Consider the following 24,906-nt stretch of genomic DNA (forward strand, 5'->3'; position numbering starts at 1 on the left):
ATTGCTTGATTCAAATTGTTAAAGAGCGACGCAGCTTTTGGCTGCTGCGGGAGTGGCATTCTACTCAACCGCCTTCTCGAGTCAAGCCTTATTTGAAAAGGCTTTTCGAGGCTACCGACCGGCTTGTTTGCGTTGCCGCTTGCCCTGTCGATGGAGGCGCATTATAGGGAGCGAATTCGTTCTGGCAACCCCTCCCCTGCAATAAAATTGTAAAAATCGGCACTTTTTTAGTTATTCATATCCAAACACAGCTTTTATACAAACTTATCCACAGAAACCGGTGTCGTCTTGCTAGAATGGCCGAAAACAAGGAGGCCAAGATGGACTTGCGACTGAGACCTTACAAGGGAAAACGCCCGCAACTGGGCAAACGGGTATATGTGGATCCCTGCGCCACCCTGGTGGGGGATATCCAGCTGGGTGACGATGCCAGCATCTGGCCCATGGTGGCCGCCAGAGGGGACGTCAACCATATCCGCATCGGTGCCCGCAGCAATATCCAGGACGGCACAGTGCTGCACCTGACCCGCAAGAGTGCCAGCAACCCCGGCGGCTATCCGCTGCTGATAGGTGAGGATGTCACGGTCGGTCATAAAGCCATGCTGCACGGTTGCACCATAGGCGACCGGGTGCTGGTCGGCATGGGTGCCATCCTGCTGGATGGGGTGATCGTTGAAGACGATGTGATGATCGGGGCGGGCAGCCTGGTGCCACCAGGCAAGCGGCTCGAGGCCGGCTTTCTTTATATGGGCAATCCCGTCAAGCAGGCCCGCCCTCTCAAGCCGGCCGAGATCGCCTTCCTGAAGACCTCGGCCGACAACTATGTGCTGCTCAAGGATGAATACCTGCAAGAGGCCTGACCCTGCAGCCACAAACAGGAAGCCCGGCATCATGCCGGGCTTCTCTGCTTATATAGCTAGCCAATCACTGTGGTCAGGATCAGTGGGCCTGATCCCAGTTGTCGCCGGTACCTGCCTCCACCACCAGCGGCACATGCAGCTCGGCTGCGGCTGACATCTTCTCCTTGATGATGGCGATGTACTCCTCCAGCTTCTCTTCGCGGATCTCGAACACCAGTTCATCGTGCACCTGCATCAGCATGCGGATCGACTGGTCTTCAATTCCGCGGATCCAGCCATCCACGTTGATCATGGCGCGCTTGATGATGTCGGCGGCCGTACCCTGCATGGGTGCGTTGATGGCGGCCCGTTCGGCCGCCTTGCGCAGACCTGCGTTGCGCGACTTGATATCCGGCAGATAGAGGCGGCGGCCAAACAGGGTTTCGACATAGCCCTGGGCGTCCGCCTGCTGGCGGGTACGCTCCATGTACTCCAGCACACCCGGGTAGCGTTCGAAGTAGAGATCCATGTACTTCTGCGCTTCGGCGCGACCGATCCCCAGCTGCTTGGCCAGACCGAAGGCGCTCATGCCGTAGATGAGACCGAAGTTGATCGCCTTGGCGCTGCGACGCATGTCGCTGGTCACCGCATCGAGCGCGACGCCGAATACCTCGGCGGCGGTCGCCTTGTGGATGTCCTTGCCCTCGGCAAAGGCGGTCAGCAGCCCCTTGTCACCGGAGAGGTGGGCCATGATGCGCAGCTCGATCTGGGAGTAATCCGCCGCCACCAGCTTGTAACCGGCGCACGGAATGAAGGCCTGCCGAATGCGGCGCCCCTGTTCGTTGCGCACCGGAATGTTCTGCAGGTTGGGGTCGGTTGACGAGAGTCGACCGGTCGCCGCCACCGCCTGGTGATAGGAGGTGTGCACCCGCCCGGTCTGCGGCTTGATCATCAGCGGCAGCTTGTCGGTGTAGGTGGACTTGAGCTTGGCCAGGCCACGGTGCTCCATCAGCAGACGCGGCAGATCATAGGTCTCCGCCAGCTCGGCCAGCACCTCTTCCGCAGTGGATGGTGCTCCCTTGGGGGTCTTTTTGATGATCGGCAGCCCCAGCTTGGTGAAGAGGATCTCCCCAAGCTGCTTGGGCGAGGAGAGGTTGAACTCCTGCCCGGCCAGCTCATGGGCCTGCTTCTCCAGCTCTGCCAGACGCACTTCGATCTCCTGGCTCTGCTGATGCAGCAGCTTGGGCTCGATGGTGGTACCGAGTCGCTCCATCCGCGCCAGCACCGGCAGCAGCGGCAGTTCGATCTCGCTGAACACCTTGGCAAGGCCCGGCTCGGCAGAGAGCTTGCCCCACAGTGCCTGATGCAGACGCAGGGTGATGTCGGCATCTTCCGCCGCGTAAGGAGCCGCCTGCTCCAGTTCGATCTGGTTGAAGGTGAGCTGCTTGACCCCCTTGCCAGCAATGTCCTCGAACGAGATGGTCTCGACGTTCAGATACCTGCGGGCCAGGGAATCCATATCGTGGCGGCTGGCGGTAGAGTTGAGCACATAGGACTCGAGCATGGTGTCGTAGGCGATACCCTGCAGCTCGATACCGTGGTTGAGCAGCACGTTGCGATCGTACTTGAGGTTCTGCCCCACCTTGAGACGGGCCGGATCTTCCAGCAGCGGCTTGAGCTTGCCGAGTACCACGGCCTCGGTCAGCTGGACAGGCGCCCCCAGATAGTCGTGGCCGAAAGGCACGTAGGCCGCCTTGCCCGGCTCGATGGCAAAGGAGACGCCCACGACGCGCGCTTCCATATAGTCGAGACTGGTGGTCTCGGTGTCGAAGGCAAACAGCGGCGCCGCCTGCAACCGTGCCAGCCACTCGTCGAATTCGGCCTCATCCAGGATGCAGCGATAGTCGGTTTCGATGGCGGCTGCCGGGGCGGCGCCTTCCTCATCACTTTCGGCTTCGCTCTCCTCAGCGCCACCGGACTCCAGCTCTTTGATCAGGTTGCGCAGCTCATACTCGCGATAGACCGCCAGCAGAGCCTCTTTGTCGATGGGGCCAAGCTGCAACTCTTCCAGGCTCTGTTCCAGCGCCACGTCGGTCTTGATGGTGGCCAGCACATAGGAAAGGCGCACCTGCTCTTCCTGCTCGCGGAACTTGTCGGCGAACGCCTTGGAGCCACGGAAGCCGAGCGCCGCCACCTTGTCGAGGTTGGCGGCGATCTCGTCAATGCTGCCTATCCCCTGCAACAGAGCCAGTGCGGTCTTCTCGCCGACACCTGTCATGCCGGGAATGTTGTCCACCTTGTCCCCCATCAGCGCCAGGTAATCGATGATAAGCTCGGGCGGTACGCCGAACTTCTCGATCACCCCTTCCCGATCGGTCTTCACATCCTTCATGGTGTCGATCAGGGTGACATGGTCGGAGACCAGCTGCGCCATGTCCTTGTCGCCGGTGCTGATGAGCACAGGCAACTGTTTCTCGGTCGCCTGACGGGCCAGGGTGCCGATCACGTCGTCAGCCTCCACCCCTTCGACCATCAGGAAGGGGAAACCCATTGCCTTGATCATCTGGTGGATAGGGGCGACCTGGCTGCGCAGATCGTCCGGCATGCTGGCGCGTGTTGCCTTGTATTCGGGATAGATGTCGTCGCGGAAGGTCTTGCCCTTGGCGTCGAACACCACGGCCACGTGGCAGTCGGGGTACTGCTTGCGAAGGCTGCGCATCATGTTGGCCATGACACGGACGGCGCCGCTAGGCAAGCCGGTCGAGGTGCGCAGATCGGCCTGCTGCGAGGCAAAGAAGGCGCGGTAAAGATATGAAGATCCGTCGACCAGAATAAGAGGATTGCTAGAGGCCATGAAAATCGTCCTGCCAAGAATAAACAGCCGCTAGGATGCCACAGGGCCCGCACCACACCAAGGGGACTCCCACCATCACCCCGGCGCACCGGTGGGGCATATTGCTGTGGATAACTCTGTGCTCAAAAATGGCACCATTGCATCACGGCCGTGACAAAGCTGTGGATTAAAACAAAAAATATCTTTTAAAACAATATTTTGAGATCATGAAAACTCAACATGACGCACGCATCATGATCTCGATCAATGTGGAAAAAAATTCAAGAGGGGTGCTGAGGCAGGATCCAAAACGAAACAATCCTAGCACAGGGAGATGACTTGACCAGCGGAGGTCGAACGATAACCATACAAAAGTACAACAATCTACCCTGGCTCACATTTTCAACAACGAGGAGTCTGTCATGAAAAAAGTGGCCGTGATCTTGAGTGGTTGTGGCGTGTTTGACGGCGCCGAAATCCATGAGGCCGTCATCAGCCTGCTGGCGCTGGCCCGTCAGGGAGCATCCGTTCAATGCTTCGCCCCCAATGTCCCTCAGCTTCATGTCATCAATCACCTGACCGGCGAGGTCAGCGAGGGAGAGAGCCGCAACGTGCTGGTCGAGGCGGCCCGCATCTGTCGCGGCCAGATCAGGGATGCGGCTGAACTGGATGCAGCCGACTTCGACGCCCTGCTGGTGCCGGGCGGCTTCGGCGCCGCCAAGAACCTGTGTGACTTCGCCATCAAGGGCGCAGAGTGCCGCATCCAGCCGGATGTGCTGAAGGCTTGCCAGAGCTTTGCCAGAGCCGGCAAACCGGCCGCCTACATCTGCATCGCACCGGCCATGATCCCGCTCATCTATGGGGCAGGCACCCTGGCCACCATTGGCAACGACGAGGGCGCCGCCAACGCCATCGAAGCCATGGGTGGCAGTCATCTCGACTGCCCGGTGAGCGAATTCGTGGTGGATCAGGAGCGCAAGGTCATCTCCACTCCTGCCTACATGCTGGCCAACAATATTGTGGAGGCGGCGGACGGCATCGAGAAGACCGTCAAACAGCTGCTGGCACTCTGATTGCCCGGCAGACCAAAACAAGCGGGCCGCTCAAGGAGCGGCCCGCTTTCATTCCGGTCAGTCTAGACGGGATCAGATGGCATCGCCCATCTGGTCCATCTTGCCCAGCAGGGCACGCAGACGCTCTTGCCAGGCAACGTGCTCGTTGCGCAGTTGGTGGTTTTCGTCTTGCAGCTTGCTGTTCTGCTCTTTCAGCTCGTCCAGCTCCATCTTCAGCAAGGAGATGTTGTCGACGGCGGATTGTACTTTGGATTCGAGTTGCTCAAGGACTTCTAGTGACATATGCATACCTGTATGTTCAATTGCGATGCCCCACAGAGGGCGATTCAAGCGCGTGGAGCCAGCATACCCTGATGCGCTCGGCACAAACAAGCCAGCACGTTGCAAAATGCGCCCTGCGGCCCGGTATTGCTTAAATATGCGTCGGTTTTTCTCGCAGGCAGCAGGAACCTCGATCCCGGGCGTCCGCCGTGGCACAACCCGCCCTCCTGCCGATGCCGCCATCAGCCATGCAAGGCGATGAAGCCCCCCATCATCAGACAGGCCACGGCGTACATCAACAGGCCGTAGAGCAGGTTCCAGCGCAGCAGCAGCCCGGCGCTCAGGTTGTAGCGGGACGCCAGTGCCAGATTGGAGCCGGAGAGCGGGCTCGTCCCGGTCGCCAGCCCCCACCCCATGAGGAAGCACATGCCAAGCAGGCTGGGATCCGGTGCCAGCGGCCAGAGCAGCGGCGCCACCCCCGAGATGCTGATGAGAGGATGCACACCCACTATGGCCACCAGGAAGATCAGCAGCAGGGTCAGACAGGCTTCCAGCCAGCCGAAGTGGTTGAACAGCGGCAGGCCGTGGCCACTGCCAAAGTCCAGTACTGACAGCGCGCTGTTGATGCCAGCCGCCAGCAGGCCGGCCCCCAGAAACAGCACCAGCTGGCCACCGATGGCTGGGAAGCGCTCCACCACCTGGCGCTTGAGAGCAGCCCCTCGCCCCGCTTGCGGCATGAACAGCAAGGCCAGCAAGGGCGCCACCAGGGCGATCACCGCCAGAATGCTGAGTCCGGGCCAGACACGGTGGATCACCAGCACCAGCAGTGCCAGGGTCACCGGTAGCCCCAGGGTCTGGAGCCGCAGCGGATAACCTTCAAAGGTCTCCACGCCAAGCCGCTCTACCTGCCAGGCCGTCAGCCCCATGGCCAGCAAGGCCGCCAGTATGCCAAAAGGCAGTATGCTGCCCAGTTGCAGACCCGGTGCATAGGTGAGGGCCACCGCCATGGCGACGAAGAAGGGGGACCAAAACGCAGCCGCACAGAAGATCCGGCTCAGCACCATGACCTGACGCCGCTCCAGCGTCCCGTTGCGCTCCAGCCGATCGCCGATGATGAAGAGCACCGAAAGATTGATGACGGCCCCCAGCAGATTGAGGCTGGCCATGGTGCTCCACAGCCCCTTGCGACCGGACCAGGAGGCGGTGCCGGTCAAGAGGCCGGAGGTAGCCAGATTGAGGGTGCTCACTGCGGCAAACATGGTCAGCATGTTGATGTTCGGCAAGAGCCAGTCACCTGGGCTGAGGCTGGCCCCTCGCCACCAGGAAAAGAGCAGCAGCAGGAGCGCCGCGCCGTAGAGGGCCAGCGCCTGGCGCCGTGCAGCTCCCACCAGCCAGGGCCAGGTGAGCAGGGAGGCGGCCCAGGCCGCGATGGCGGCGGGCCAGGGGGAGAAGTCCAGATAAAGGTGCAGCAGGTTGAGCAGCCACATCCCCAGGATCAGAAAGCCTGACCAGCGCTTGACCATACAACGGCCTCGGTCAGGGGATCAGAGGCACTGATCCATGTCCAGGGAAGGTTTGTCGCACTCGGGGCGGCCCACAATCCTGGCGGGCACGCCAGCGACCGTGGTGTGAGGCGGCACCGGGTTGATCACCACGCTGCCGGCACCGATCTTGGCACCGACGCCCACCTCGATGTTGCCGAGCACCTTGGCCCCCGCCCCTATCATCACCCCTTCCCGGATTTTGGGGTGACGATCGCCACTCTCCTTGCCGGTCCCCCCCAGAGTCACACTCTGAAGGATGGAGACGTCGTTCTCGATGACGGCGGTTTCCCCGACCACGATACCGGTGGCATGGTCAAACATGATGCCCTTGCCGATGCGGGCGGCCGGGTGTACATCCACGCCGAACACCACGGAGATCTGGTTTTGCAGATAGAGCGCCAGGGCACGGCGTCCCTGACGCCACAGCCAGTTGGCCACCCGATACCCCTGAAGAGCATGGAATCCCTTGAGGTAGAGCAGCGGGGTGGAGAAGAGGTCGACCGCCGGGTCGCGATCCTGCACCGCGCAGATGTCGGCGGCCACTGCGGCCAGCAGCTCGGGCTCGCTGCGCAGGGCCAGCTCGATCACTTCCCGCAAGGCGATGGCAGGCATAGTGGTGCTGTCGAGCTTGTTGGCAAGCTGGAAGCTCAGCGCCGAGCGCAAATCCCGGTGATTGAGAATGGTGGAATGAAAGAAGCTGGCCAGCATGGGCTCCTGGGCCGCCATGCTCTGCGCTTCCTGCTGAATTTTTTGCCAGGTTCTGGCAACCAGATCATCCATGTTGCAGCCTACTGTTGTTCAGGGTGAGTGCTTTGTCGTTCTTTTGTCAGCACCGAGATGGGGTCCATGTGAATGATCACATCCATCCGCTCGAAGGCCTGGCGGACGGCCAGTTCAGCCTCGTCGGCTATCTGATGGGCCCTGACCAGAGGCAGTTGATCATCGAGTTCCAGATGCAACTGCACGAAACGGGTCGGCCCGGATTGGCGGGTACGCAGGTCATGTACGCCATGCACCCCCTCTACGGCGCAGCAGAGGGCCATTATTCTCGCTTGTTCCTCCTCTGGCAACTGACGATCGAGCAGGGCCTGCACCGATTCGTAGCCGATATGGACAGCCCCCCACACCAGGAACAGACCGATCAGAATGGCAAACAGGCCGTCGGCCCAGTACCACCCCTGCCCCGCCAACACCAGTGCCACCAGCACGCCGCCATTGAGCAGCAGGTCGGAACGGTAGTGCAGCATGTCGGCCTTGATGGCCACACTGTTGGTCTTGCGGATGACAAAGCCCTGGAAGCTCACCAGCAGCAGGGTCAGCACGATGGAGCCGACACTGACCCAGATCCCCGCCTCCAGGCGCACCACGGGCACCTGATTCAGCATCGACGAGATGCCGTGCATCACCAGCAGCAGGGCGGACCCCGAGATGAAGGCCGACTGCACCAGACCCGCCAGGGACTCCGCCTTGCCGTGGCCGAAACGATGCTCTTCGTCGGCAGGGGCCAGCGCATAACGGATGGCCAGCAGATTGATGAGAGAGGCGCTGATGTCCATGAAGGAATCGGTCAGGGATGCCAGCAGGCTGGATGAATCCGTCATCAGCCAGGCGATCAGTTTGCCCAGGATGAGCAGGGTGGCGGTGGTCACAGCGGCCATGCTGGCCAGGGTGACCCAGCGGGAATAGTGTTGGTGGCTCAAAACCGGCTTTCCTCCGACGCGTAAAAACTTATTATACCCTGACCCGGACGTCAGTTTGGCGTGCAAAATCAACAGAGTGACTCCCAGATGAACAAAATACTCCTGGTCGACGACGATCTCGAACTGACCCAGCTGCTCACCGAAATCCTGACCCTGGAGGGGTTTGAGGTCACCGTCGCCGAGGATGGGGAAGAGGGATTGCAGCGACTGGCAGAACAGGCTTTCGACCTGGTGCTGCTGGACGTCATGATGCCCAGACTCAACGGTTTCGCGATGCTGACCCGGCTGCGCAAGACCCACGACACCCCGGTGTTGATGCTGACCGCCCGTGGCGACAGCCAGGATCGGGTCAACGGGCTGGAGGCCGGTGCCGACGACTATCTCGCCAAGCCGTTCGACGACAGGGAGCTGCTGGCCCGGGTGCGCGCCATCCTGCGTCGGACCCAGAGCCAGGCTCCCCAGCGCGGAGCCCCGGACGAGCTGAGATTCATGGATCTGGTGCTGCAGCCCGGCCTGCAACAGGCTCGCTGCGACGATCAGTTGCTGGAGCTCACTGCCACCGAGTTCGGCCTGCTGGAGTGCCTGCTGCGCAATCCGGGCCAGATCGTCAGCAAGGGCCTGCTCTCCGAGCAGGTGCTGGGCAAGAAGCTCGAACCTTTCGATCGGGCCATCGACATGCACCTGAGCAACCTGCGCAAGAAGCTGCCGGAGCGGGCTGACGGCCAGCCCCGCTTCAAGACGGTGCGGGGACGAGGCTACTTGTGGCTGGAGCAGGCATGAAATCGGCCCGCACCTTCAACGGCCTGTCCACCCAGATCTTCCTCTGGTTCTGGTTCATCCTGCTGCTGGTCGTGGCTGCGGTGGTGATCCTCCCCACCCTGGACCCCCGCAATATCATCCCGCTGCCGGCCCACGAGGTCACTCGTCTCAACAACAACCTGGCGGCGCTGCAACGGGGCGCGGCTCCCGAGCAGGATTTCGATCTGGCCAAGGCCATCGATGCCGCGGGCCTCTTGCCGGTGGACAACATCTATCTACGCGATGCCAAGGGGCAGATGCAGTCCAGCACCCGGCTGAGCAAGTTCGTGATCCGTTTCATGCTCGACTCGGACAACCCGGCCAAGCCCATGCTGGGCAGCGAACACCAGCGCGCCATCGCCGGCCCCTTCCAGATGGTCCATCACGGCCAGACCTATCACGTCTATTTCGGTCTGAACGTCGAAAACTCCTACCTGTTCCTGTTCATCCAGATCCTGGATCACCCCATCCAGATCCTGGGCATCGCCATGCTGGTCAGCACCCCGCTCTGTCTGTTGCTCGCCTGGCGTCTGACCCGCCCCATACTGCAGTTGCAGCAGTCGGTCTCCCAACTCGCCCAGGGCAACCTGGAAATACAGATCCCCAACCTGGGGCGGCGCGACGAGATAGGCCAGCTGGCCGAACATGTCAGTCGCATGGTCGATACCCTCAAGGACATGATCCAGAAGCAGAAGCAGCTGCTCTCCGACATATCCCACGAGCTGCGCAGCCCCCTGACCCGCATCCAGCTCGCACAGGCGCTGATCCGCCGCAAGCAGGGGGACAGCGCCGAGCTGGCGCGCATCGAAGGGGAGATAGCCCGGCTCGACAAGCTGATAGGGGATCTGCTGGATCTGTCGCGGGTGCAGCAACATGTGGAAGCGCCGGTGACGCTGCCCCTGGCGGAGCTGCTGGAGCCCATCCTGGACGATGCCATGTTCGAGGCAAACCAGAACGGCAAACAGCTCAGGCTCCCTTCCTTGCCCGCCGAATCCCTCACCATGTGGCCGGAGCTGCTGGCCCGCGCCCTGGAAAATCCCCTGCGCAACGCCCTCAAGTATGCCCGCGAGTTCATCAAGGTGGACTGGTACCGGGAGGGACGGGAGTGGGTGATGACCATACGGGATGACGGCCCTGGCGTGCCGGTGGAGCAGCAGCCCCGGTTGTTCCTGCCCTTCTTTCGGGTGGACGATGCCCGCAACGCCAAGACCGGGGGCACTGGTCTCGGCCTTGCCATCGCCGCCGAGGCGATCCAACGTCATGGGGGGACCATCCGGGCCAGCAGCAATCAGCCGACCGGACTGGTCATCACCATCCGTCTGCCCATGCCCTGACCTCCCCCTTTTCATCGACACGGGTGCTGGGTATGCTGGCGCCCGTTTCGCACCAGCCCAGGATCCTTCCATGCTCGATATCGTGCTCTACCAACCGGAAATCCCCCCCAACACCGGCAACATCATTCGCCTCTGCGCCAATACCGGCTACCGGTTGCACCTGATAGAGCCCCTGGGGTTCGAGTGGGATGACAAGCGGGTCAAGCGGGCCGGGCTCGACTATCACGAGTTTGCCGACGTCAAGCGCTGGCCTGACTATGAGGCGTTTCTGGCGGCCGTCGCCCCCCAACGGGTCTTTGCCTGCACCACCAAGGGACGCACCGCCCACTCGGCGGCCCGGTTTGCCCCCGGTGACGCCCTGCTGTTCGGGCCCGAGAGCCGAGGCCTGCCCATGGAGATCATCGAGAGCCTGCCATTCGAGCAGCGGCTGCGCATTCCCATGCTGCCCCAGAGCCGCAGCATGAATCTGGCCAACGCCGTCGCGGTGTTCGTCTACGAGAGCTGGCGGCAGTTCGACTATTCAGGCTCGCTCTGACCGCTGACGATATTGGCAAGGCGGCCAGGATTCAGACTGACTGCGCCTTCCCCTGCCCCGCCAGCAGCCGTCCATCCCGCTCCAGTCGCCAGCAGAGCCAGCCCAGCGTCAGGCCACGACCTGCCATCAGGGCGCTCATGGCGGCCCACAGGGCCGCCACACCCCATCCCTGGCAGAGCCACCAGATGGGAAAGAAGCCGGCAAACACCGCCACCAGCATGCTGTTGCGCATCTCCCGGGCCCGGGTGGCGCCGATAAAGACCCCGTCCAGCAGGAAGCACCAGACCGCCAGCAGCGGCATGGCCACCAGCCAGGGGAGCTGACGTTGCGCCTCGGCGATCACCGCCGGTATGTCGGTAATGTGGCGGATGAGCCAGTGGCCCCCCAGGGCAAACGAGAGGGTGAATGCCAGGGCGATCAGCAGCGCCCAGCCCAGATTGAGAACGATGGCCTCTCGCAGCAGCGGCCGATCACGCCGCCCGATGGCGCGCCCTACCATGGCTTCCACCGCATAGGCAAATCCATCCAGCCCGTAGGAAATCAGCATCAGGAAATTGAGCAGCACCGCATTGGCGGCTACCGCCACATCCCCCAGCCTGGCCCCCTGCAGAGTCATGAACACAAAGCAGAGTTGCAGGCAGAGGGAGCGGATGAAAATATCCCGGTTCAGGGCGAGCAGCCGCAGCAGGGCCGGCCACTGGCGCCAGCGCTGCAAGGCGTTGTGCCACACCCCGGGATCAAGTCGGCGCAGATGCCTGCTCACCAGCCAGAACCCCACCCCGAGCGTGCTGTAATCCGCCAGCAGGGAAGCCGCGGCCACCCCTTTCACCTGCCAGCCCAATCCCAGCACGAACCAGGCATCCAGCACCATGTTGACGAGATTGCCCAGGATCAGCAGCAGCATGGGACTGCGTGCATCCTGCATGCCCAGCAACCACCCCATGATGACCAGATTGCACAAGGCCGCCGGGGCGCTCCAGACCCGCACCGACACATATTGACCGGCATAGGTCTGTACCTCGGAAGAGCCGCCACCGAGGGCGATGATGGCAGGCAGGAACGGCAACAACAGGAACAACAGCGCCATGCCCAGTCCGATCGCCAAGCCCAGGGCCCGCGCCAGGGTGTCGAGCTGCCCTTCGGCATGGGCTGCACCCTGAGCCTGGGCGGCCAGCCCTGTGGTGGACATGCGCAGGAAGCCAAGCAACCAGAACAGCAGATTGATGAAGGTCGCACCGACCGAGACGCCGCCGAGAAACCAGGCCTGGCCAAGATGACCGATCACCCAGGTGTCCACCAGCCCCAGCAAGGGCGTGGTGACGTTGGAGAACACCATGGGCAGGGCCAGGGCGAAGACGGCCCTGTGGCGGCGAGGATCCTTCAGCCAGGCGGGAATCAGCATGGTGCGCGCCGGGCTCACTCGCCAGCCAGCCGCACGATGCGCGCGAAGTCGGCCACCATGGCCTGCATGTCCACGTGGGGCACCTCACCCGGTGCCACTTTGGGTCGGAAGGTGGCCACCAGCTTCCCCTCGGGGTTGATCAGCACGATGGAGGCGGAGTGGTCTATCAGGTAATCCTTGCGATCCCCTTCCACGATGGAATAGACCAGCCCCAGATTGCGGACCAGAGGAAAGAGGGCACTGTGAGGTGCTGTCGCCGCCTTGAACTCGGGCTCGAAGAAGGCGGTATAGCTTTTCAGGCGGGCGCTGTCATCCCGCTGGGGATCCGCCGAGATGAATACCACCTGGCTAGTGGGGGCTATCTTCTTCAACGCCGGATAGACGCTGCGCAGATCCGCCAGCGTGGTCGGACAGACATCCGGGCAGTAGGTGTAGCCGATGAACAGAAAGCTCCAGTGTCCCGTCAGGTTGGCAGGGGTAAAGGGCTGTGCATCCGCATCCGTGAGGGTAAACGGGTTGATGTCTCGCCCCGCCGGGTAGTAATCGGCCTGTTCCGGCACCGCGGGCTGACTCCAGTAATAAGCCGCCGCAATGGCGCCGATGAACAGCAACAGCAGCAGGTAAAAGCGTGGTTTAACCATATAAAACAAAGCCTTGCTTATGTTATAAGCCCTAGGGGCAAAACCGGTAGGGGTCATTGTAACCCGCCTGCCCCCGCCGCTGGCTAGTCTTGCATCCCGGCGGGAAAGCGTCTGTGCCATGGATCAGCCGCATCGGCGCCAAAACAAGAGCCCCGCTCTGGCGGGGCTCTTGTCTGTACAGGAAGAGGGATCAGGGCCGCAGCCTGTGCTGCGGCTGGGCACGTCTCAGGGGGACGCGCAGCGGGATGACGGGGGCAGTCCAGGGCTCATCCGGCAATCCGATGTCGTGATGACGGCGAAACAGACGAACCAGGCGGACAATCTTGTCTTTGGGGCACCCAAGCCAGATGGTCCAACCATCTCCCTTGTGATAGACCCAGAGCGCATAGAACCATGTCATCCGACTGCCCTTGATGAATCGGGTGATGGAAGATGCGGGCGCTGCGGCCGGCACCGGATCCCACGGCGAGCTTGAAGCCATACCTGTCCTCCTTGCTCAACAGGTCACGCTGACGGGTCTCTTTGTCCCCAACGACGAACCAACCACGGCAGCGTACTGACTGTACGAGTCCCCAGTCTGAGGTGACTCTCCCTTCTGCGCACCGAGCCGGCGATCATGCATCCCTGCCATGGCGTACTGCCCGGTGCGACTCCCCCTTCCCTGATCACCGACCATGACGGGGGCCTTATCAAAGGATATATCCGAAATGCATGTCGTGCGGCGAGACTATGTGCACCGGAAGGAGAGGCGAAAAGGTGGGGAGGGAGATGCCATCGGCAGATGAAAATGAAGAGGCCTCCCGCAGGAGGCCTCTTCATCGCATCGGATGTTTACATCCAGTCGGCGTTGCGGATCACGCCGACCGCCAGGCCCTCTATGGTAAGGTGCTGACTGGCGAGATCCACCTCGATGGGGGAGAGCTCTTCGTTTTCCGGCAGCAGCCACACCTGGCTGCCCTTGCGCTGGAAGCGCTTGACGGTGACGTCCTCGTCCAGACGTGCCACCACGACCTGGCCGTTGCGTACCTCCTGGGTCTTGTGTACCGCCAGCAGGTCCCCGTCCATGATGCCGATGTTCTTCATGCTCATGCCCTGCACCCGCAGCAGGAAGTCTGCCCGCGGGTGGAACAGGGCGGGATCCACCTGGTAGTGGCTCTCGATGTGTTCCTGAGCCAGGATGGGTTCCCCGGCCGCCACCTTGCCGATCAGTGGCAGGCCGTTTTCTTCAGGCTGCACGTCCTCTTCTTCGAGCAGCAGACGAATGCCGCGGGACGTACCCGGCATGATCTCGATGACCCCTTTTTTGGCCAGGGCCTTCAGATGTTCTTCGGCCGCGTTGGCCGACTTGAAGCCAAGCTTCTGGGCAATCTCGGCGCGAGTCGGCGGCATGCCGGTCTCGTTCATGTTCGCCTTGATGAGCTCGAGTACTTCAGCCTGGCGAGGGGTAAGGGGTTTCATAGCATGGGCACCTGTCTTTTTATACAGCACACTGGCAGTATATACAGTGCTGGGGCCAAGGCAAGGCGCAACTGGCATTTGTCGCGACCCGACGCACATTTGTCCCTCCCCCTGCTCTGAAGTGCCGACTCATCGTACCTCTCGGCGACAAGCAGCCGGTGATTTGCTATGCTCACGCCGCATTTTTTTGGAGAGCAGACGCACATGTCCCTTGGACAGAAGATTTCCAGAGCCATCCTGCAATGGCCGGTCAGCGGCTTGGTCAATCACAAGAGCCTGCCGGAAAACCCCATCACCGAGCTCAAGCTGGATCCGGCCAGACCCATCGTCTATGCCCTGAAGACCAGCTCGATCACCGACCTGATGACCCTGCAACAGTGCTGCGAGGATCTCGGCTTGCCCGGCCCCTTCACGCCGCTGGAACTGAACGGTCAGCTGCTGCCACGCTACGTCTGTCTGGATCGTCCGCCTCCCCTGTTCGGCACGCGCAACAAGCCGCTCCCCTTCCTGCAGGAGTTCCACCAGCTGCTGGACCTGCACAAGCAGGATCCGGCGCTGGACATCCAGGTAGTACCCGTCACCCTGTTCTGGGGCCGCGCCCCGGGCCGGGAAGGCGAGGAGGCCTCCGGCTGGAACATCATCAGCAGCCTGGCGCCAAACCGCCTGAAGAAGGCGCTGATCGTGATCCTGAAAGGGCGCGAGAACCTGGTGCGCTTCTCCCCGCCCCTCTCTCTGCGCTACATGGCGGACAAGCACGGCACCGACGAGGCCATCGCCCACAAGCTGGCGCGGGTGGCCCGCACCCACTTCAGCCGCCAGCAGCTGGCCGCCACCGGGCCCAAGCTGCCGAACCGCAACCTGCTGTTCAAGCAACTGCTGGATTCGAGCGTGATCCAGCAGGCCATCGAGGAGGAGGCCAGACGGGAAGGGATCAGCCTGGAGAAGGCGCAAAAGCGTGCCCACGGCTACATGGACGAGATCGCCTCCAATTTTTCCTATCGGTTGATCCGCCTCGGCGAAAGCTTCCTTGGCTGGCTGTGGAACAAGCTCTATCGCGGCCTCTCGGTCAACGGAGCAGAGCAGGTGCGTCAGCTGGCCCAGGAAGGGCACGAGATCGTCTACGTCCCCTGCCATCGCAGCCACATGGATTACCTGCTGCTCTCCTACGTCATCTACCACCAGGGCATGGTGCCACCCCACATCGCGGCGGGCATCAACCTCAACTTCTGGCCGGCAGGCCCCATCTTCCGCCACGGCGGCGCCTTCTTCATCCGCCGCACCTTCAAGGGCAATCCGCTCTACAGCACGGTATTCCGGGAGTACCTCAACCTGCTGTTCGCCAAGGGCTACTCGGTGGAGTTCTTCACCGAGGGTGGGCGTTCGCGTACGGGTCGCCTGCTGCCCCCCAAGACCGGCATGCTGGCCATGACCCTGCAGGCCATGATGCGCGGGCTGGACAGGCCGGTGACCCTGGTCCCCGTCTACCTCGGCTACGAGCACGTGATGGAGGTGAATACCTACCACAACGAACTCAAGGGGAGCCGCAAGGAGAAGGAGAGCTTCCTGCAGGTGCTCGGCATCCTGCGCAAGCTGCGCAACTATGGCCGTGGCTTCGTCAATTTCGGCGAACCACTGACCCTCAACAGCTACCTCGGCGAACATGTACCCACCTGGAAGGAGAGCATCGGCCGGGAGGAACGTCCCGAGTGGATGGCCTCCACCGTCAATCAGCTGGCCGAGCTGCTGATGACCCGCATCAACGATGCCGCCGCCGTCAACGGCTTGACCCTGAGTGCCCTGGCCCTGCTGGCCGCCGAGCGCCACGCCCTGACCCGGGACGAACTCCAGGCCCAGCTCAACACCTATCTGGACCTGCTCAAGCAGGTGCCCTACAGCCCGCACAGCACCATGCCGGACGAGGACGCCAGGACCCTGCTGGAGCAGGCGATGGAGCTCAACAAGTTCGAGGTGAGCGAGGACAAGCTGGGCCAGATCATCAGCCTGGACCGCTATCAGGCGATCCTGCTCACCTACTACCGCAACAACATACTGCACCTGTTCGCCATGCCCTCCCTGGTGGCGGCCCTGATCGAGCGGTGCGAGGGGATCTCCCGCAGCGAGATCGTCGCCCGCTGTGTCGACATCTACCCCCTGCTCAAGACCGAACTCTTCCTGCGCTATGAAGAGGACGAGCTGCCTGAACTGATCGATGCCCTGCTGGCCGAGCTGCTGCGCCAGCAACTGGTCGAGGCACGCGACGGCGGCTACTGGGTCAACCCCGGCAACCAGATGCGCCTGCTGCTCTTGGCCGAAAGCATCCAGGAGACCCTGCAGCGCTACGCCATCGTGCTGACCCGCATGCTGGCCCAGCCCCACATCGAGGCGGAGCAGCTGGAAGCGGACGGCCTGATGATGGCGGAACGCCTCGGCACCCTGCACGGCATCAACGCCCCCGAGTTCTTCGACCAGAAGCTGTTCAGCACCCTGATCCACACCCTGCGCAGCGAAGGCTATCTGGATCCGGGCTGCAAACCGGATCTCGGCCGCTTCCAGGCATTGGCCGACAACATAGTGCCGCTGCTCAGCAACAAGATCCGCCGCACCATCCAGGCGGGCAACCGGCTCTGAGGCGTCGACACCCAACAAAAAGGCCGCATCATGCGGCCTTTTTTCATCCAGGAAGGGGGGCGGGTTAGAGGTAGTGAACCATCACCCCGAGCAGCACCAGCGCCCCCACGTAGTTGTTGTTGAGGAAGGCCTGGAAGCAGGCTTCCCGCTGCCGCTCCCGGATCAGTCGCTGCTGGTAGACGAACAGCGCCGCCGCCCCCAGCAGTCCCCAGTAATAACCGGATCCCAACCCCATCAGCTGCCCGACCCCCAGCAGGATCAGCAGGGTCGCCAGTTGCAGCGCGCCGATGATCCGCTTGTCGTGACGGCCGAACAGGATGGCGCTCGATTTCAGGCCGAGCTTGAGGTCGTCATCCCTGTCCACCATGGCGTACTCGGTGTCATAGGCGATGGTCCACAGCAGGTTCGCAAGAAACAACAGCCAGGCTTCCGGCGGCAGGGCATTGGCCTGGGCCGCGTAGGCCATGGGAATGGACCAGGAGAAGGCCATGCCGAGCACCAGCTGGGGGATGGGGATGAAGCGCTTCATGAAGGGGTAGCAGACCGCCAACAGCAGACCGGCAAAGGACAGGCTGATGGTGAGCGGGTTCAACGTCAGCACCAGGGCGAACGAGAGAAGCGCCAGCACGGCAAACAGCACCAGCACTTCCCGCTCGGCGACCCGCCCCATGGGCAGCGGTCGCCCGGCGGTGCGTTTCACATGACCGTCGAAGTTGCGATCCGCATAGTCATTGATGACACAGCCAGCGGAGCGCATCAGGAAGACGCCCACCACGAACACGGTCAGGATCCAGGGGTCAGGCAGGCCACCAGCCGCCAGACAGAGCGCCCACAGGGTCGGCCACAGCAGCAGCAGGGTACCGATGGGCTTGTCGATGCGGGCCAACTGCGCATAGGCCAGTCCCCGCTCCTTGGTTAACAGCTTCACTCCAGCTCCTTATCCGATGGCAACGAATGAGACGATAGCGAGGGCAGGAAAAGTTCATGGACCAGCAGTGGCCATTGCCCCAGAAACAGGCGGGAACGACGCCCCCAGACGGTGGCGGCCGGACACCAGGGATTGCTCGCTATCTCGAAACAGGCCAGTTGCAGGTGATCCCGCCGCGCCGGTGCCTCACCGAAAATGCGCTCTCCCAGCGGCTGCTCTCCCAGATCCTGCAAACCGCCCCCCTGCAAGGCCGCTTCGGCAAACAGGGTCCAACCCAGGATGGCAGGCCCGCCATCACCGTGCAGGATCACCTCGCGGCACATGCCCACGGGGGCCGACACCGCCACCAGCGCCTGCTCGTCCACCGTCAGCGACACGGCGCGATTGCCGAGCAGTTGCACCGAGAGGTGATGATTGTAACGACGCAGGCGCCGGGTCATGGAATCGGCCTCCAGCAACCAGGGACGCAGCGCCTCGGGTGGTTCGCACTCTGCAGGCGCCCGCCACGGGACGAGCTGGACGAGGGGAACAGTCAACTCGGACTTCACAGCTTCACCATCCGGAGATTTCCGTTGTCAGGTTAAAAACCGGTTTATTATCCGTAAATCAATGGCGAATTGTAAGAACATCCGTGCTTGACGGCCCCGATGGCAGCATCAAAAATGGGGCATCCGTCGCTGCCGAGCCATCCAGATGAAGATCTTCAGAATTCTGCTGCTGTCCCTGGGTTGTACCCTCTTGAATACGCAGGCCTTCGCCAACGAGGAAGAGGCCACCGATCCCGCCTCCTCCGCCGTCCAGCCAGGATTCGCCTATCACGCTCTGGATCCGGACATCATCACCAACTACCTTGGCGACGGCAAAACCCTCGGCTATGTACGGGTGACGGTAGAGCTGATGGCCACGGACGCTGCCGACCTCAAGTTGCTGGAGCAGCACGACCCCCTGATCCGCGACGCCATCATCCGGCTGATTGGCAGCAAGACGGGCGCACAGATCAAGTCCCTGGTGAACCGGGAGGAGCTGCGTAAGGAGTGTGAGGCCAAGGTCAACGAGCTGCTGGTCAAGGAGACGGGCAAGAAGGCGGTCCGCGAGCTCATCTTCACCAAATACCTGTACCAGTAACCACACCGGGAGGGGTCCCGCCCCTCTCACCCGTTGCATTCACTGTCGAGGACGTTATGGGTCACAAGACGCTGTGTGAGTGGCGCCGTCACGAGATCCCCGCCGATCTCAAGACGCTGCGCAAGATTGTGCGCAAACCCAAATTCGTGTGTGGCAAGTGTGCCCGCAGCGCCAATGACAAGGATTACCTGTGCCAGCCGCTGCGGCTGAAACATAAGGAAGGGTAGGTCCCTCTTCTCACGAAGAGATTCACGCAAGATTTCAGAAGAGAGAGGAAGGCTGATTTATTGATCAGTCCAGCCATGGCGACCCTGTTCAAACAGGCGACGGGCCTGCACGTCGTTGGGACAGACGCCGCGATACTCCTCTCCCGACCGTCCTGCCAGATAGAGATGCTCGGGTCGGCAATACCAGGCCAGCCCCTTCTGGCGACCCAGCTCCCAAAGGGCAACGTCCACTTTTTCCCCGCACTGGGTCTGGTGAAATGCCACCCGATCGCCAGCAAAACCGAGCTTGCCGTCCGCCTCTCCCACGTCGCTCCACACCTTCTCGCAAGGGTCGTCGGAGTTGGAAACACAGCCCCCGAGCAGGGCGGCACAAAACATGATGACGAGTGAGCGCATATTCATCCTTGGCGTCGTTGGAATCGTTGTTGAGCCGCTGCCTGCCTCGTACAGCGTCATTTGAGCAGTTCATTCTAACCAGCCCGCCCCGTTCTCACCAAGGGCTGCCCCCCTCGCGACACAAAAAATCGGGCGGGCACCAGGCCCGCCCTCAGGCGTTACAGGGGATCACTGATCGTCGAGAGGGTCATAGTCCTGCCAGCTCTCGTCATCCAGCTCCTCCAGCTCGTCTTCCCAGGATTCCGGCTCCCAGTCATCATCGAGATCGAAATCAGGCGTCTGCGTACCCATGCTCATTCTCCTTGGATAGTGCACCGGCCTACAAAGTCTATCCAGAATAATGGGGCTCGCCAGTGGTTCCGCTCAGAGCTTGACCAGGGTGCAGCCAGCCACCTGGAGTCATGGCTCCGGTGGCATCCACGCTCTGTTCCAACCCGGTGACAGACCGGGCGAACACGTCGGCTGGCAGTTCCCGCGCAGGGCGGCGGTGCACCGACCGGGTCTTCGGTCACAACGCCTTGAACATGCTTGCCTCGCCCTGTCGTGGCATCGCTCGTCAGGTGCTCAGACGCTTTTGCAATTGAAAATCCAGGGCGAGGCTCATGCCGGCCACCTCCTCGCCCGCCAGCTGGCGCAGGATCAGCTCCGCCGCCTCCCTGCCCATCTGGTGATAGGGGATCCTGACCGAAGTCAGCGCAGGATGACAGGCGCGCGCCACATCCAGATCGTCGAAACCGGCGATGGCGAGCTTGCCCGGCACGTTCAGATGGCGGCGCTGGCATTCGAACAGCACACCGGCCGCCAGCTCGTCGTTGACGCAGATCAGCGCATCCAGTTCGGGCCAGCGCAGCAGAAACTCCCCCAGCATGGCCGCCCCCGTGCTAAAACTCGGCAGCTCAGAGGTATTGATGATGGCGTCGGGGGAGAGGTAGTTGTCCAGCAGCGCCTTCTGCCAGCCCTGCATGCGCTGCTGCAGCATCCACTGCTCCTGGCGGGCACAGAGAAAGCCGATGTTGCGATGACCGCGCTCGATGAGGTGGCGGGTCAGCTGATAACCGGCATCGAAGTTGGAGACCCCGACGTTCATGTCGATGGGATGGCGCGCCATGGCTCCCACCTCCACCACCGGCAAGCGAGCCGCCTGCAGGCGCTGCCGGATGACCTCCCCGGGATCCCCCCCAAACAACACCACAGCGGCCGGATTGTGCTGCAGGAAATTGCTGAGCAGGCTGGCCTCCTGCTGCTTCAGGTGCTGGGCATCCCCCAGCATGATCTGGTAGCCCTCGGCGAGCAGGGTCTGCTGCAGCCCGGCAATCATGTCACCGCAGGCGCGCTCCGCCAGGCTGGGGACGATGACCACTATGGTCTGGGAAGTGGCGGAAGCCAGCGCCCCCGCCGCCCGATTGGGGATATAGCCGAGTTCATCCACCGCCGCCTCGATGCGCTCGCGCATCTTGTCGGACACCAGCTCGGGGGTGCGCAGGGCGCGCGACACCGTCATGGCTCCCACGCCAGCCAACTGGGCCACGTCGTTGAGGGTCACCCGACCCGTGCTGCGGCGTTTTTTCGCTTCTGACATCCTTTCCCTTCCTCGGCATACGGGCATTCACTTTAAGGCAAAAGCGGGGCACTGACTATTTGCTCAAACCGGATTTTACCTTCTTTGAGGCCGATAAGGGGCAGGATGAATCCCTCCTTTGAGAGAAATGATAGCGCTATCACAGATCAATGTTAGCGCTATCTGGTAGCGCTAACTTTCGGGATCAAGCTCACAGTTATCAAGGGGCAAGATCGCTAGATTGGCGCCATCCTATCCAGCCCGGACACTGCCATGCTGACCCAATTGCTGACCGAGGAGGTCATTTCCATCGAAGCGGGCGCCCGCGACTGGCGCCACGCCATCGAGCTGGCCACCGCCCCCCTGCTTGCCAACGGCACCATAGAGCCCTCCTATGTGGCGGCGCTCTATCGCTCCCACGAGGAGCTCGGCCCCTACTACGTGCTGGGCCCGGGCCTGGCCATGCCCCACGCCCGCCCGGAAGATGGCGTCAACCGGTTGGGACTGGCGCTGACCGTACTGAAAGAGGGGGTCAACTTCGGCTCCGAGGGCAACGACCCGGTGCGGCTGCTGGTCACCCTGGCCGCCAGCGACAGCAACTCCCACGTGGAGACCATCGCCCAGCTGGCCGAGCTGTTCATGAATGAAGAAGACGTGGCGGCCATCATGGCGGCCACCAGCAAAGACGACATCCTGCGCATCCTGGCGCGCTACTGATCTGCGCCACGGCGCACCTGACAGAGGAAGAGAACATGAAGATTCTGGTTGTATGCGGACACGGCCTGGGCACCAGCCTGATGATGGAGATGAGCATCAAGAGCATTCTCAAGGAGCTGGCCGTGACGGCCGAGGTGGATCACCGGGATCTCGCCTCCGCCGGCAGCGAGAGCGCCGAGATCTTTGTCGCCACCCGCGACATCGCCGAACAGCTGGTCAGCATGGGCGTCGACGGCCGGCTGGTATCGCTGGACAACATGGTCGACAAGGCCGCCATGAAAGAAAAACTCGCCATCGCCCTGCGCGAGCTGGGCGCACTCTAACCCCTTTGCGACTGTCTGGGCGGCTGGTGAGCCGCCGCTTCCATCTGCTTGGAGCTGACCATGGAATTTTTCAATTTTCTGATGTTTGACGTGCTGTCGGAGCCGGCCGTGCTGGTCGGCCTCATCGCCCTCATCGGCCTGATCGCCCAGAAGAAACCGGTGACCGAGTGCATCAAGGGCACGGTCAAGACCATCATGGGCTTCGTCATCCTGGGGGCCGGCGCCACCCTGGTGGTGAACTCGCTGGGCGACTTCGCCACCATCTTCCAGCACGCCTTCGGCATCAAGGGGGTCGTCCCCAACAACGAGGCGATCGTCTCCATCGCCCAGCAGTCGTTCGGCAAGGAGATGGCGATGATCATGTTCTTCGCCATGCTGGTGAACATCCTGATCGCCCGGCTCACCCCGTGGAAATTCATCTTCCTGACCGGTCACCACACCCTGTTCATGTCGATGATGGTGGCAGCCATCCTCTCCGCCGGCGGCATGAGCGGTATCCCGCTCATCGCGGTGGGCAGCCTGGTGGTCGGCGTGACCATGGTGCTGTTCCCGGCCCTCGCCCACCCCTACATGAAGCAGATCACCGGCTCCGATGACGTGGCACTCGGCCACTTCTCTACCTGCTCCTATGTGCTGGCCGGCTGGATCGGCGCCAAATTCGGCAACAAGGCCCACAGCAGCGAAGAGGTGCAGGTGCCCAAGAGCCTGCTGTTCCTGCGCGATACCCCGGTGGCCATCTCCTTCACCATGGGCATCATCTTCCTCATCACCTCCGCCTTCGCCGGGCCCGAGTTCGTCGCCAGCGTCGCCAAGGGCAAACACTGGTTCATGTTCTCCCTGATGCAGTCCATCACCTTCGCCGCCGGGGTCTACGTGATCCTGCAGGGGGTGCGGATGGTCATCGCCGAAATCGTGCCGGCCTTCAAGGGGATCTCCGACAAGCTGGTGCCCAACGCCAAGCCGGCGCTGGACTGCCCCATCGTCTTCCCCTACGCCCCCAATGCGGTGCTGATCGGCTTCCTGTCGAGCTTCGCCGCCGGTCTGGTGGGCATGGTGCTGCTCTACCTGCTGGGGCTCACCGTCATCATTCCAGGCGTCGTGCCGCACTTCTTCGTTGGTGCGGCGGCCGGGGTGTTCGGCAATGCCACCGGCGGTCGTCGCGGCGCTCTCCTCGGTGCCTTCGCCAACGGCCTGCTGATCACCTTCCTGCCGGTATTCCTGCTGCCGGTGTTGGGAGATCTCGGCTTTGCCAACACCACCTTCAGCGATGCCGACTTCGGTGTGGTGGGGATCCTGCTCGGCCTCATCGTACGCTGATCACTCTTGCCCATCGGGGGCATGGCCGACGGTGCCATGCCCCCGCTCATCTTCCCGTACTGCCAGCCGGGCCCCACCAGCCCGAACAACGTCGAAAATATGTGCAAACACAGTGCGTTGGATCGGATTTTCACCCCATAGCGGCAGCATCTGACAGGGGAGTGCGATATGCTGATGCGCTGACGTTCAACCCGACCTCGCTCGAGGCCCTTTCCATGAAATACCTGGTAGTACAAACCAAACAGATAGGAGATGTGCTGATCTCCACCGCACTGTGCAACAACCTCAAGCAGCACGACCCTGCCGGGGAAGTTCACTATCTGGTCATGGATTACTGCGCGGGCATGGCAGAGGGAAACCCCAACATCGATCGATTGATCGTCATCGAAAAGGCGCGCCGCAACGAGTGGCGCTATATGAAGGATTTGCTGCTGGGCATTCGCCGCGAACGCTACAATGTGGTGATCAACAGCCAGGGCCAGATGATAGGCCTGCTGACCTGCCTCTTCTCCGGCGCCCGCCTGCGGATCGGCTTCGACTCTTTCCCATGGCGCCTGGGCCACAACCGCATCGTGCGCTTTCGCCATGACACCGAGCATCAGGGCAACAGCACCCTGGTGGACGATCGATTTTCACTGCTTAAGCCCCTCGGCCTCGCCAGGGAGGATCGCAACTACTACCTCTGGCTGAGTGAAGAAGAGAAACAACAAGGAAGGGATGCCCTGCTGGCCGCTGGCGTCGACCCGACCCGGCCACTCATCGCCATGGGAGTGAACTCCCTCGGCCATTACAAGCGCTGGCCCATCGACTGCTTCGCCAAAGTCGCCCAGTGGCTCATCGAGGAGCACAATGCCCAGATCCTGGTCTATTGCGGACCGGGGGAAGAGGAGTACAACCGCAGCCTGAAGCCGTTACTGCCAGCAGCGCTGCAGGCCAGCGTGTTTGACCATGTTCAGACCCGCTCGGTACGGGAACTGGTGGGGCTCTTCGCCCATTGCCAGCTCTTCGTCGGCAATGACACCGGACCGCGGCACATGGCGCAGGCGCTGGATATCCCCCTGCTCACCATCGTCTCTCCCCTCGGACACTCCGCCATTGCCAATCCCGTCTCTCATCCCCGTTATCGCTTCGTCGACACGGGTCGTCAGGATCCGCAGCAGGAAGTGCGCGAGGTACAGATGCAGCTGGATCAGCTCTGGAGTCAAGTCACACCCGTCACCGGCAAGCAGGCAGATGGAGACATGGCTCCCCTGCCCACTGTCTAGCACG

At 62.1% G+C, this 24,906-nt stretch carries 26 protein-coding genes; 12 read left to right on the top strand and 14 right to left on the bottom strand.

Going from position 1 to position 24,906, the window contains the following annotated elements; translation table 11 throughout:
- The first annotated feature begins 320 nt into the window (after nucleotides 1-320).
- A complete protein-coding gene (locus tag AB5Y53_RS07750; RefSeq protein ID WP_053288965.1) occupies nucleotides 321-860 on the top strand; it encodes a gamma carbonic anhydrase family protein in 540 nt (179 codons plus the stop codon).
- A 79-nt stretch (nucleotides 861-939) separates the two neighbouring features.
- Here the strand turns inward: AB5Y53_RS07750 and polA are convergent, their stop codons facing one another.
- Nucleotides 940-3,693, bottom strand: coding sequence for a DNA polymerase I (polA, locus tag AB5Y53_RS07755; protein ID WP_368181550.1), 2,754 nt, complete (start codon nucleotides 3,691-3,693; stop codon nucleotides 940-942).
- A 401-nt stretch (nucleotides 3,694-4,094) separates the two neighbouring features.
- Here polA and elbB point away from each other — a divergent pair, with 401 nt between their 5' ends.
- Nucleotides 4,095-4,745 (top strand): isoprenoid biosynthesis glyoxalase ElbB, encoded by a 651-nt coding sequence (elbB, locus tag AB5Y53_RS07760; protein ID WP_124244667.1) that lies wholly within the window; start codon nucleotides 4,095-4,097, stop codon nucleotides 4,743-4,745.
- Between the two features lie 72 nt (nucleotides 4,746-4,817).
- Here the strand turns inward: elbB and AB5Y53_RS07765 are convergent, their stop codons facing one another.
- The 4 genes from AB5Y53_RS07765 to AB5Y53_RS07780 all read right to left on the bottom strand — a co-directional run bounded on the left by AB5Y53_RS07765 (nucleotide 4,818) and on the right by AB5Y53_RS07780 (nucleotide 8,250).
- Nucleotides 4,818-5,027: a cell division protein ZapB gene (locus tag AB5Y53_RS07765; RefSeq protein ID WP_010672454.1), complete on the bottom strand. Its 210-nt coding sequence runs from the start codon at nucleotides 5,025-5,027 to the stop codon at nucleotides 4,818-4,820.
- Between the two features lie 221 nt (nucleotides 5,028-5,248).
- Nucleotides 5,249-6,529, bottom strand: coding sequence for a hypothetical protein (locus AB5Y53_RS07770; RefSeq protein WP_201970291.1), 1,281 nt, complete (start codon nucleotides 6,527-6,529; stop codon nucleotides 5,249-5,251).
- Nucleotides 6,530-6,550: 21 nt separating this feature from the next.
- Nucleotides 6,551-7,330, bottom strand: a complete 780-nt coding sequence (cysE, locus tag AB5Y53_RS07775; RefSeq protein WP_010672452.1) for a serine O-acetyltransferase — start codon at nucleotides 7,328-7,330, stop codon at nucleotides 6,551-6,553.
- A gap of 8 nt (nucleotides 7,331-7,338) precedes the next feature.
- Nucleotides 7,339-8,250, bottom strand: a complete 912-nt coding sequence (locus tag AB5Y53_RS07780) for a cation diffusion facilitator family transporter (protein WP_043155671.1) — start codon at nucleotides 8,248-8,250, stop codon at nucleotides 7,339-7,341.
- 87 nt (nucleotides 8,251-8,337) lie between these two features.
- Between AB5Y53_RS07780 and AB5Y53_RS07785 the strand changes: the two genes are divergently transcribed.
- The 3 genes from AB5Y53_RS07785 to trmL all read left to right on the top strand — a co-directional run bounded on the left by AB5Y53_RS07785 (nucleotide 8,338) and on the right by trmL (nucleotide 10,917).
- Nucleotides 8,338-9,030, top strand: a complete 693-nt coding sequence (locus tag AB5Y53_RS07785) for a response regulator (RefSeq protein WP_069651467.1) — start codon at nucleotides 8,338-8,340, stop codon at nucleotides 9,028-9,030.
- Complete coding sequence (locus tag AB5Y53_RS07790) at nucleotides 9,027-10,382, top strand: ATP-binding protein (RefSeq protein ID WP_368181552.1); 1,356 nt, start codon at nucleotides 9,027-9,029, stop codon at nucleotides 10,380-10,382. The genes AB5Y53_RS07785 and AB5Y53_RS07790 overlap by 4 nt, the downstream gene beginning before the upstream one ends.
- 70 nt (nucleotides 10,383-10,452) lie before the next feature.
- Nucleotides 10,453-10,917 (top strand): tRNA (uridine(34)/cytosine(34)/5-carboxymethylaminomethyluridine(34)-2'-O)-methyltransferase TrmL, encoded by a 465-nt coding sequence (trmL, locus tag AB5Y53_RS07795; protein ID WP_039041146.1) that lies wholly within the window; start codon nucleotides 10,453-10,455, stop codon nucleotides 10,915-10,917.
- A gap of 31 nt (nucleotides 10,918-10,948) precedes the next feature.
- Here the strand turns inward: trmL and AB5Y53_RS07800 are convergent, their stop codons facing one another.
- The 4 genes from AB5Y53_RS07800 to lexA form a co-directional block, all read right to left on the bottom strand.
- Nucleotides 10,949-12,319 carry an MATE family efflux transporter gene (locus AB5Y53_RS07800; protein ID WP_368181553.1) on the bottom strand — a complete coding sequence of 457 codons (1,371 nt, stop codon included), beginning with the start codon at nucleotides 12,317-12,319 and terminating at the stop codon, nucleotides 10,949-10,951.
- Nucleotides 12,320-12,333: 14 nt separating this feature from the next.
- Complete coding sequence (locus tag AB5Y53_RS07805; RefSeq protein WP_045522510.1) at nucleotides 12,334-12,960, bottom strand: SCO family protein; 627 nt, start codon at nucleotides 12,958-12,960, stop codon at nucleotides 12,334-12,336.
- Nucleotides 12,961-13,150: 190 nt separating this feature from the next.
- Entirely contained in the window at nucleotides 13,151-13,441 is a 291-nt protein-coding gene (locus AB5Y53_RS07810) for a hypothetical protein (protein WP_010672445.1), read from the bottom strand.
- Nucleotides 13,442-13,791: 350 nt separating this feature from the next.
- Nucleotides 13,792-14,418, bottom strand: coding sequence for a transcriptional repressor LexA (lexA, locus tag AB5Y53_RS07815; RefSeq protein WP_010672444.1), 627 nt, complete (start codon nucleotides 14,416-14,418; stop codon nucleotides 13,792-13,794).
- A gap of 204 nt (nucleotides 14,419-14,622) precedes the next feature.
- Between lexA and plsB the strand changes: the two genes are divergently transcribed.
- On the top strand, nucleotides 14,623-17,046 hold the full coding sequence (gene plsB / locus AB5Y53_RS07820) for a glycerol-3-phosphate 1-O-acyltransferase PlsB (RefSeq protein ID WP_010672443.1): 2,424 nt from the start codon (nucleotides 14,623-14,625) through the stop codon (nucleotides 17,044-17,046).
- 64 nt (nucleotides 17,047-17,110) lie between these two features.
- Here plsB and ubiA read toward each other — a convergent pair whose 3' ends face one another.
- Nucleotides 17,111-17,974 carry a 4-hydroxybenzoate octaprenyltransferase gene (gene ubiA, locus AB5Y53_RS07825; protein ID WP_010672442.1) on the bottom strand — a complete coding sequence of 288 codons (864 nt, stop codon included), beginning with the start codon at nucleotides 17,972-17,974 and terminating at the stop codon, nucleotides 17,111-17,113.
- Complete coding sequence (locus AB5Y53_RS07830) at nucleotides 17,971-18,522, bottom strand: chorismate lyase (protein WP_042879173.1); 552 nt, start codon at nucleotides 18,520-18,522, stop codon at nucleotides 17,971-17,973. The genes ubiA and AB5Y53_RS07830 overlap by 4 nt, the downstream gene beginning before the upstream one ends.
- 145 nt (nucleotides 18,523-18,667) lie before the next feature.
- Between AB5Y53_RS07830 and AB5Y53_RS07835 the strand changes: the two genes are divergently transcribed.
- Together AB5Y53_RS07835 and AB5Y53_RS07840 are read left to right on the top strand one after the other, a co-directional pair.
- Complete coding sequence (locus AB5Y53_RS07835) at nucleotides 18,668-19,099, top strand: flagellar basal body-associated FliL family protein (RefSeq protein WP_010672440.1); 432 nt, start codon at nucleotides 18,668-18,670, stop codon at nucleotides 19,097-19,099.
- Between the two features lie 56 nt (nucleotides 19,100-19,155).
- Nucleotides 19,156-19,326 (top strand): hypothetical protein, encoded by a 171-nt coding sequence (locus tag AB5Y53_RS07840; RefSeq protein WP_010672439.1) that lies wholly within the window; start codon nucleotides 19,156-19,158, stop codon nucleotides 19,324-19,326.
- 57 nt (nucleotides 19,327-19,383) lie between these two features.
- On the opposite strand, the gene AB5Y53_RS07845 is transcribed toward AB5Y53_RS07840, so the two are convergent.
- The 3 genes from AB5Y53_RS07845 to AB5Y53_RS07855 all read right to left on the bottom strand — a co-directional run bounded on the left by AB5Y53_RS07845 (nucleotide 19,384) and on the right by AB5Y53_RS07855 (nucleotide 21,301).
- Nucleotides 19,384-19,722: a DUF2799 domain-containing protein gene (locus tag AB5Y53_RS07845; protein WP_010672438.1), complete on the bottom strand. Its 339-nt coding sequence runs from the start codon at nucleotides 19,720-19,722 to the stop codon at nucleotides 19,384-19,386.
- 168 nt (nucleotides 19,723-19,890) lie between these two features.
- On the bottom strand, nucleotides 19,891-20,013 hold the full coding sequence (locus tag AB5Y53_RS07850; RefSeq protein ID WP_010672437.1) for a hypothetical protein: 123 nt from the start codon (nucleotides 20,011-20,013) through the stop codon (nucleotides 19,891-19,893).
- A 265-nt stretch (nucleotides 20,014-20,278) separates the two neighbouring features.
- Nucleotides 20,279-21,301, bottom strand: a complete 1,023-nt coding sequence (locus AB5Y53_RS07855; RefSeq protein ID WP_368181554.1) for a LacI family DNA-binding transcriptional regulator — start codon at nucleotides 21,299-21,301, stop codon at nucleotides 20,279-20,281.
- 252 nt (nucleotides 21,302-21,553) lie between these two features.
- On the opposite strand from AB5Y53_RS07855, the gene AB5Y53_RS07860 reads away from it, so the two are divergent.
- The 4 genes from AB5Y53_RS07860 to AB5Y53_RS07875 all read left to right on the top strand — a co-directional run bounded on the left by AB5Y53_RS07860 (nucleotide 21,554) and on the right by AB5Y53_RS07875 (nucleotide 24,902).
- Entirely contained in the window at nucleotides 21,554-21,997 is a 444-nt protein-coding gene (locus AB5Y53_RS07860) for a PTS sugar transporter subunit IIA (protein ID WP_005307534.1), read from the top strand.
- Nucleotides 21,998-22,032: 35 nt separating this feature from the next.
- Nucleotides 22,033-22,320: a PTS sugar transporter subunit IIB gene (locus tag AB5Y53_RS07865; protein WP_016349013.1), complete on the top strand. Its 288-nt coding sequence runs from the start codon at nucleotides 22,033-22,035 to the stop codon at nucleotides 22,318-22,320.
- A gap of 60 nt (nucleotides 22,321-22,380) precedes the next feature.
- The gene (locus tag AB5Y53_RS07870; protein WP_011704190.1) at nucleotides 22,381-23,637 is read left to right on the top strand and encodes a PTS ascorbate transporter subunit IIC; all 1,257 of its coding nucleotides are present in this window, start codon (nucleotides 22,381-22,383) and stop codon (nucleotides 23,635-23,637) included.
- Between the two features lie 215 nt (nucleotides 23,638-23,852).
- Nucleotides 23,853-24,902, top strand: a complete 1,050-nt coding sequence (locus AB5Y53_RS07875; RefSeq protein WP_368181555.1) for a glycosyltransferase family 9 protein — start codon at nucleotides 23,853-23,855, stop codon at nucleotides 24,900-24,902.
- Nucleotides 24,903-24,906: the final 4 nt, after the last annotated feature.

Origin of the sequence: Aeromonas sp. R7-5, from assembly GCF_040908015.1 — a bacterium.
GTDB classification, from domain to species: Bacteria; Pseudomonadota; Gammaproteobacteria; order Enterobacterales; family Aeromonadaceae; genus Aeromonas; species Aeromonas caviae.

Bases quoted from the DNA above. Each gene is read 5' to 3' on its own strand.
- AB5Y53_RS07860 (WP_005307534.1), top strand. From the start codon at position 21,554: ATGCTGACCCAATTGCTGACCGAGGAGGTCATTTCCATCGAAGCGGGC.
- trmL (WP_039041146.1), top strand. From the start codon at position 10,453: ATGCTCGATATCGTGCTCTACCAACCGGAAATCCCCCCCAACACCGGC.
- AB5Y53_RS07835 (WP_010672440.1), top strand. From the start codon at position 18,668: ATGAAGATCTTCAGAATTCTGCTGCTGTCCCTGGGTTGTACCCTCTTG.
- AB5Y53_RS07810 (WP_010672445.1), bottom strand. From the start codon at position 13,441: ATGGCTTCAAGCTCGCCGTGGGATCCGGTGCCGGCCGCAGCGCCCGCA.
- AB5Y53_RS07800 (WP_368181553.1), bottom strand. From the start codon at position 12,319: ATGCTGATTCCCGCCTGGCTGAAGGATCCTCGCCGCCACAGGGCCGTC.
- AB5Y53_RS07805 (WP_045522510.1), bottom strand. From the start codon at position 12,960: ATGGTTAAACCACGCTTTTACCTGCTGCTGTTGCTGTTCATCGGCGCC.
- cysE (WP_010672452.1), bottom strand. From the start codon at position 7,330: ATGGATGATCTGGTTGCCAGAACCTGGCAAAAAATTCAGCAGGAAGCG.
- AB5Y53_RS07870 (WP_011704190.1), top strand. From the start codon at position 22,381: ATGGAATTTTTCAATTTTCTGATGTTTGACGTGCTGTCGGAGCCGGCC.
- AB5Y53_RS07865 (WP_016349013.1), top strand. From the start codon at position 22,033: ATGAAGATTCTGGTTGTATGCGGACACGGCCTGGGCACCAGCCTGATG.
- AB5Y53_RS07765 (WP_010672454.1), bottom strand. From the start codon at position 5,027: ATGTCACTAGAAGTCCTTGAGCAACTCGAATCCAAAGTACAATCCGCC.
- polA (WP_368181550.1), bottom strand. From the start codon at position 3,693: ATGGCCTCTAGCAATCCTCTTATTCTGGTCGACGGATCTTCATATCTT.
- plsB (WP_010672443.1), top strand. From the start codon at position 14,623: ATGTCCCTTGGACAGAAGATTTCCAGAGCCATCCTGCAATGGCCGGTC.
- AB5Y53_RS07790 (WP_368181552.1), top strand. From the start codon at position 9,027: ATGAAATCGGCCCGCACCTTCAACGGCCTGTCCACCCAGATCTTCCTC.
- AB5Y53_RS07785 (WP_069651467.1), top strand. From the start codon at position 8,338: ATGAACAAAATACTCCTGGTCGACGACGATCTCGAACTGACCCAGCTG.
- AB5Y53_RS07770 (WP_201970291.1), bottom strand. From the start codon at position 6,529: ATGGTCAAGCGCTGGTCAGGCTTTCTGATCCTGGGGATGTGGCTGCTC.
- AB5Y53_RS07875 (WP_368181555.1), top strand. From the start codon at position 23,853: ATGAAATACCTGGTAGTACAAACCAAACAGATAGGAGATGTGCTGATC.
- AB5Y53_RS07750 (WP_053288965.1), top strand. From the start codon at position 321: ATGGACTTGCGACTGAGACCTTACAAGGGAAAACGCCCGCAACTGGGC.
- AB5Y53_RS07855 (WP_368181554.1), bottom strand. From the start codon at position 21,301: ATGTCAGAAGCGAAAAAACGCCGCAGCACGGGTCGGGTGACCCTCAAC.
- elbB (WP_124244667.1), top strand. From the start codon at position 4,095: ATGAAAAAAGTGGCCGTGATCTTGAGTGGTTGTGGCGTGTTTGACGGC.
- AB5Y53_RS07840 (WP_010672439.1), top strand. From the start codon at position 19,156: ATGGGTCACAAGACGCTGTGTGAGTGGCGCCGTCACGAGATCCCCGCC.
- AB5Y53_RS07850 (WP_010672437.1), bottom strand. From the start codon at position 20,013: ATGGGTACGCAGACGCCTGATTTCGATCTCGATGATGACTGGGAGCCG.
- AB5Y53_RS07845 (WP_010672438.1), bottom strand. From the start codon at position 19,722: ATGCGCTCACTCGTCATCATGTTTTGTGCCGCCCTGCTCGGGGGCTGT.
- lexA (WP_010672444.1), bottom strand. From the start codon at position 14,418: ATGAAACCCCTTACCCCTCGCCAGGCTGAAGTACTCGAGCTCATCAAG.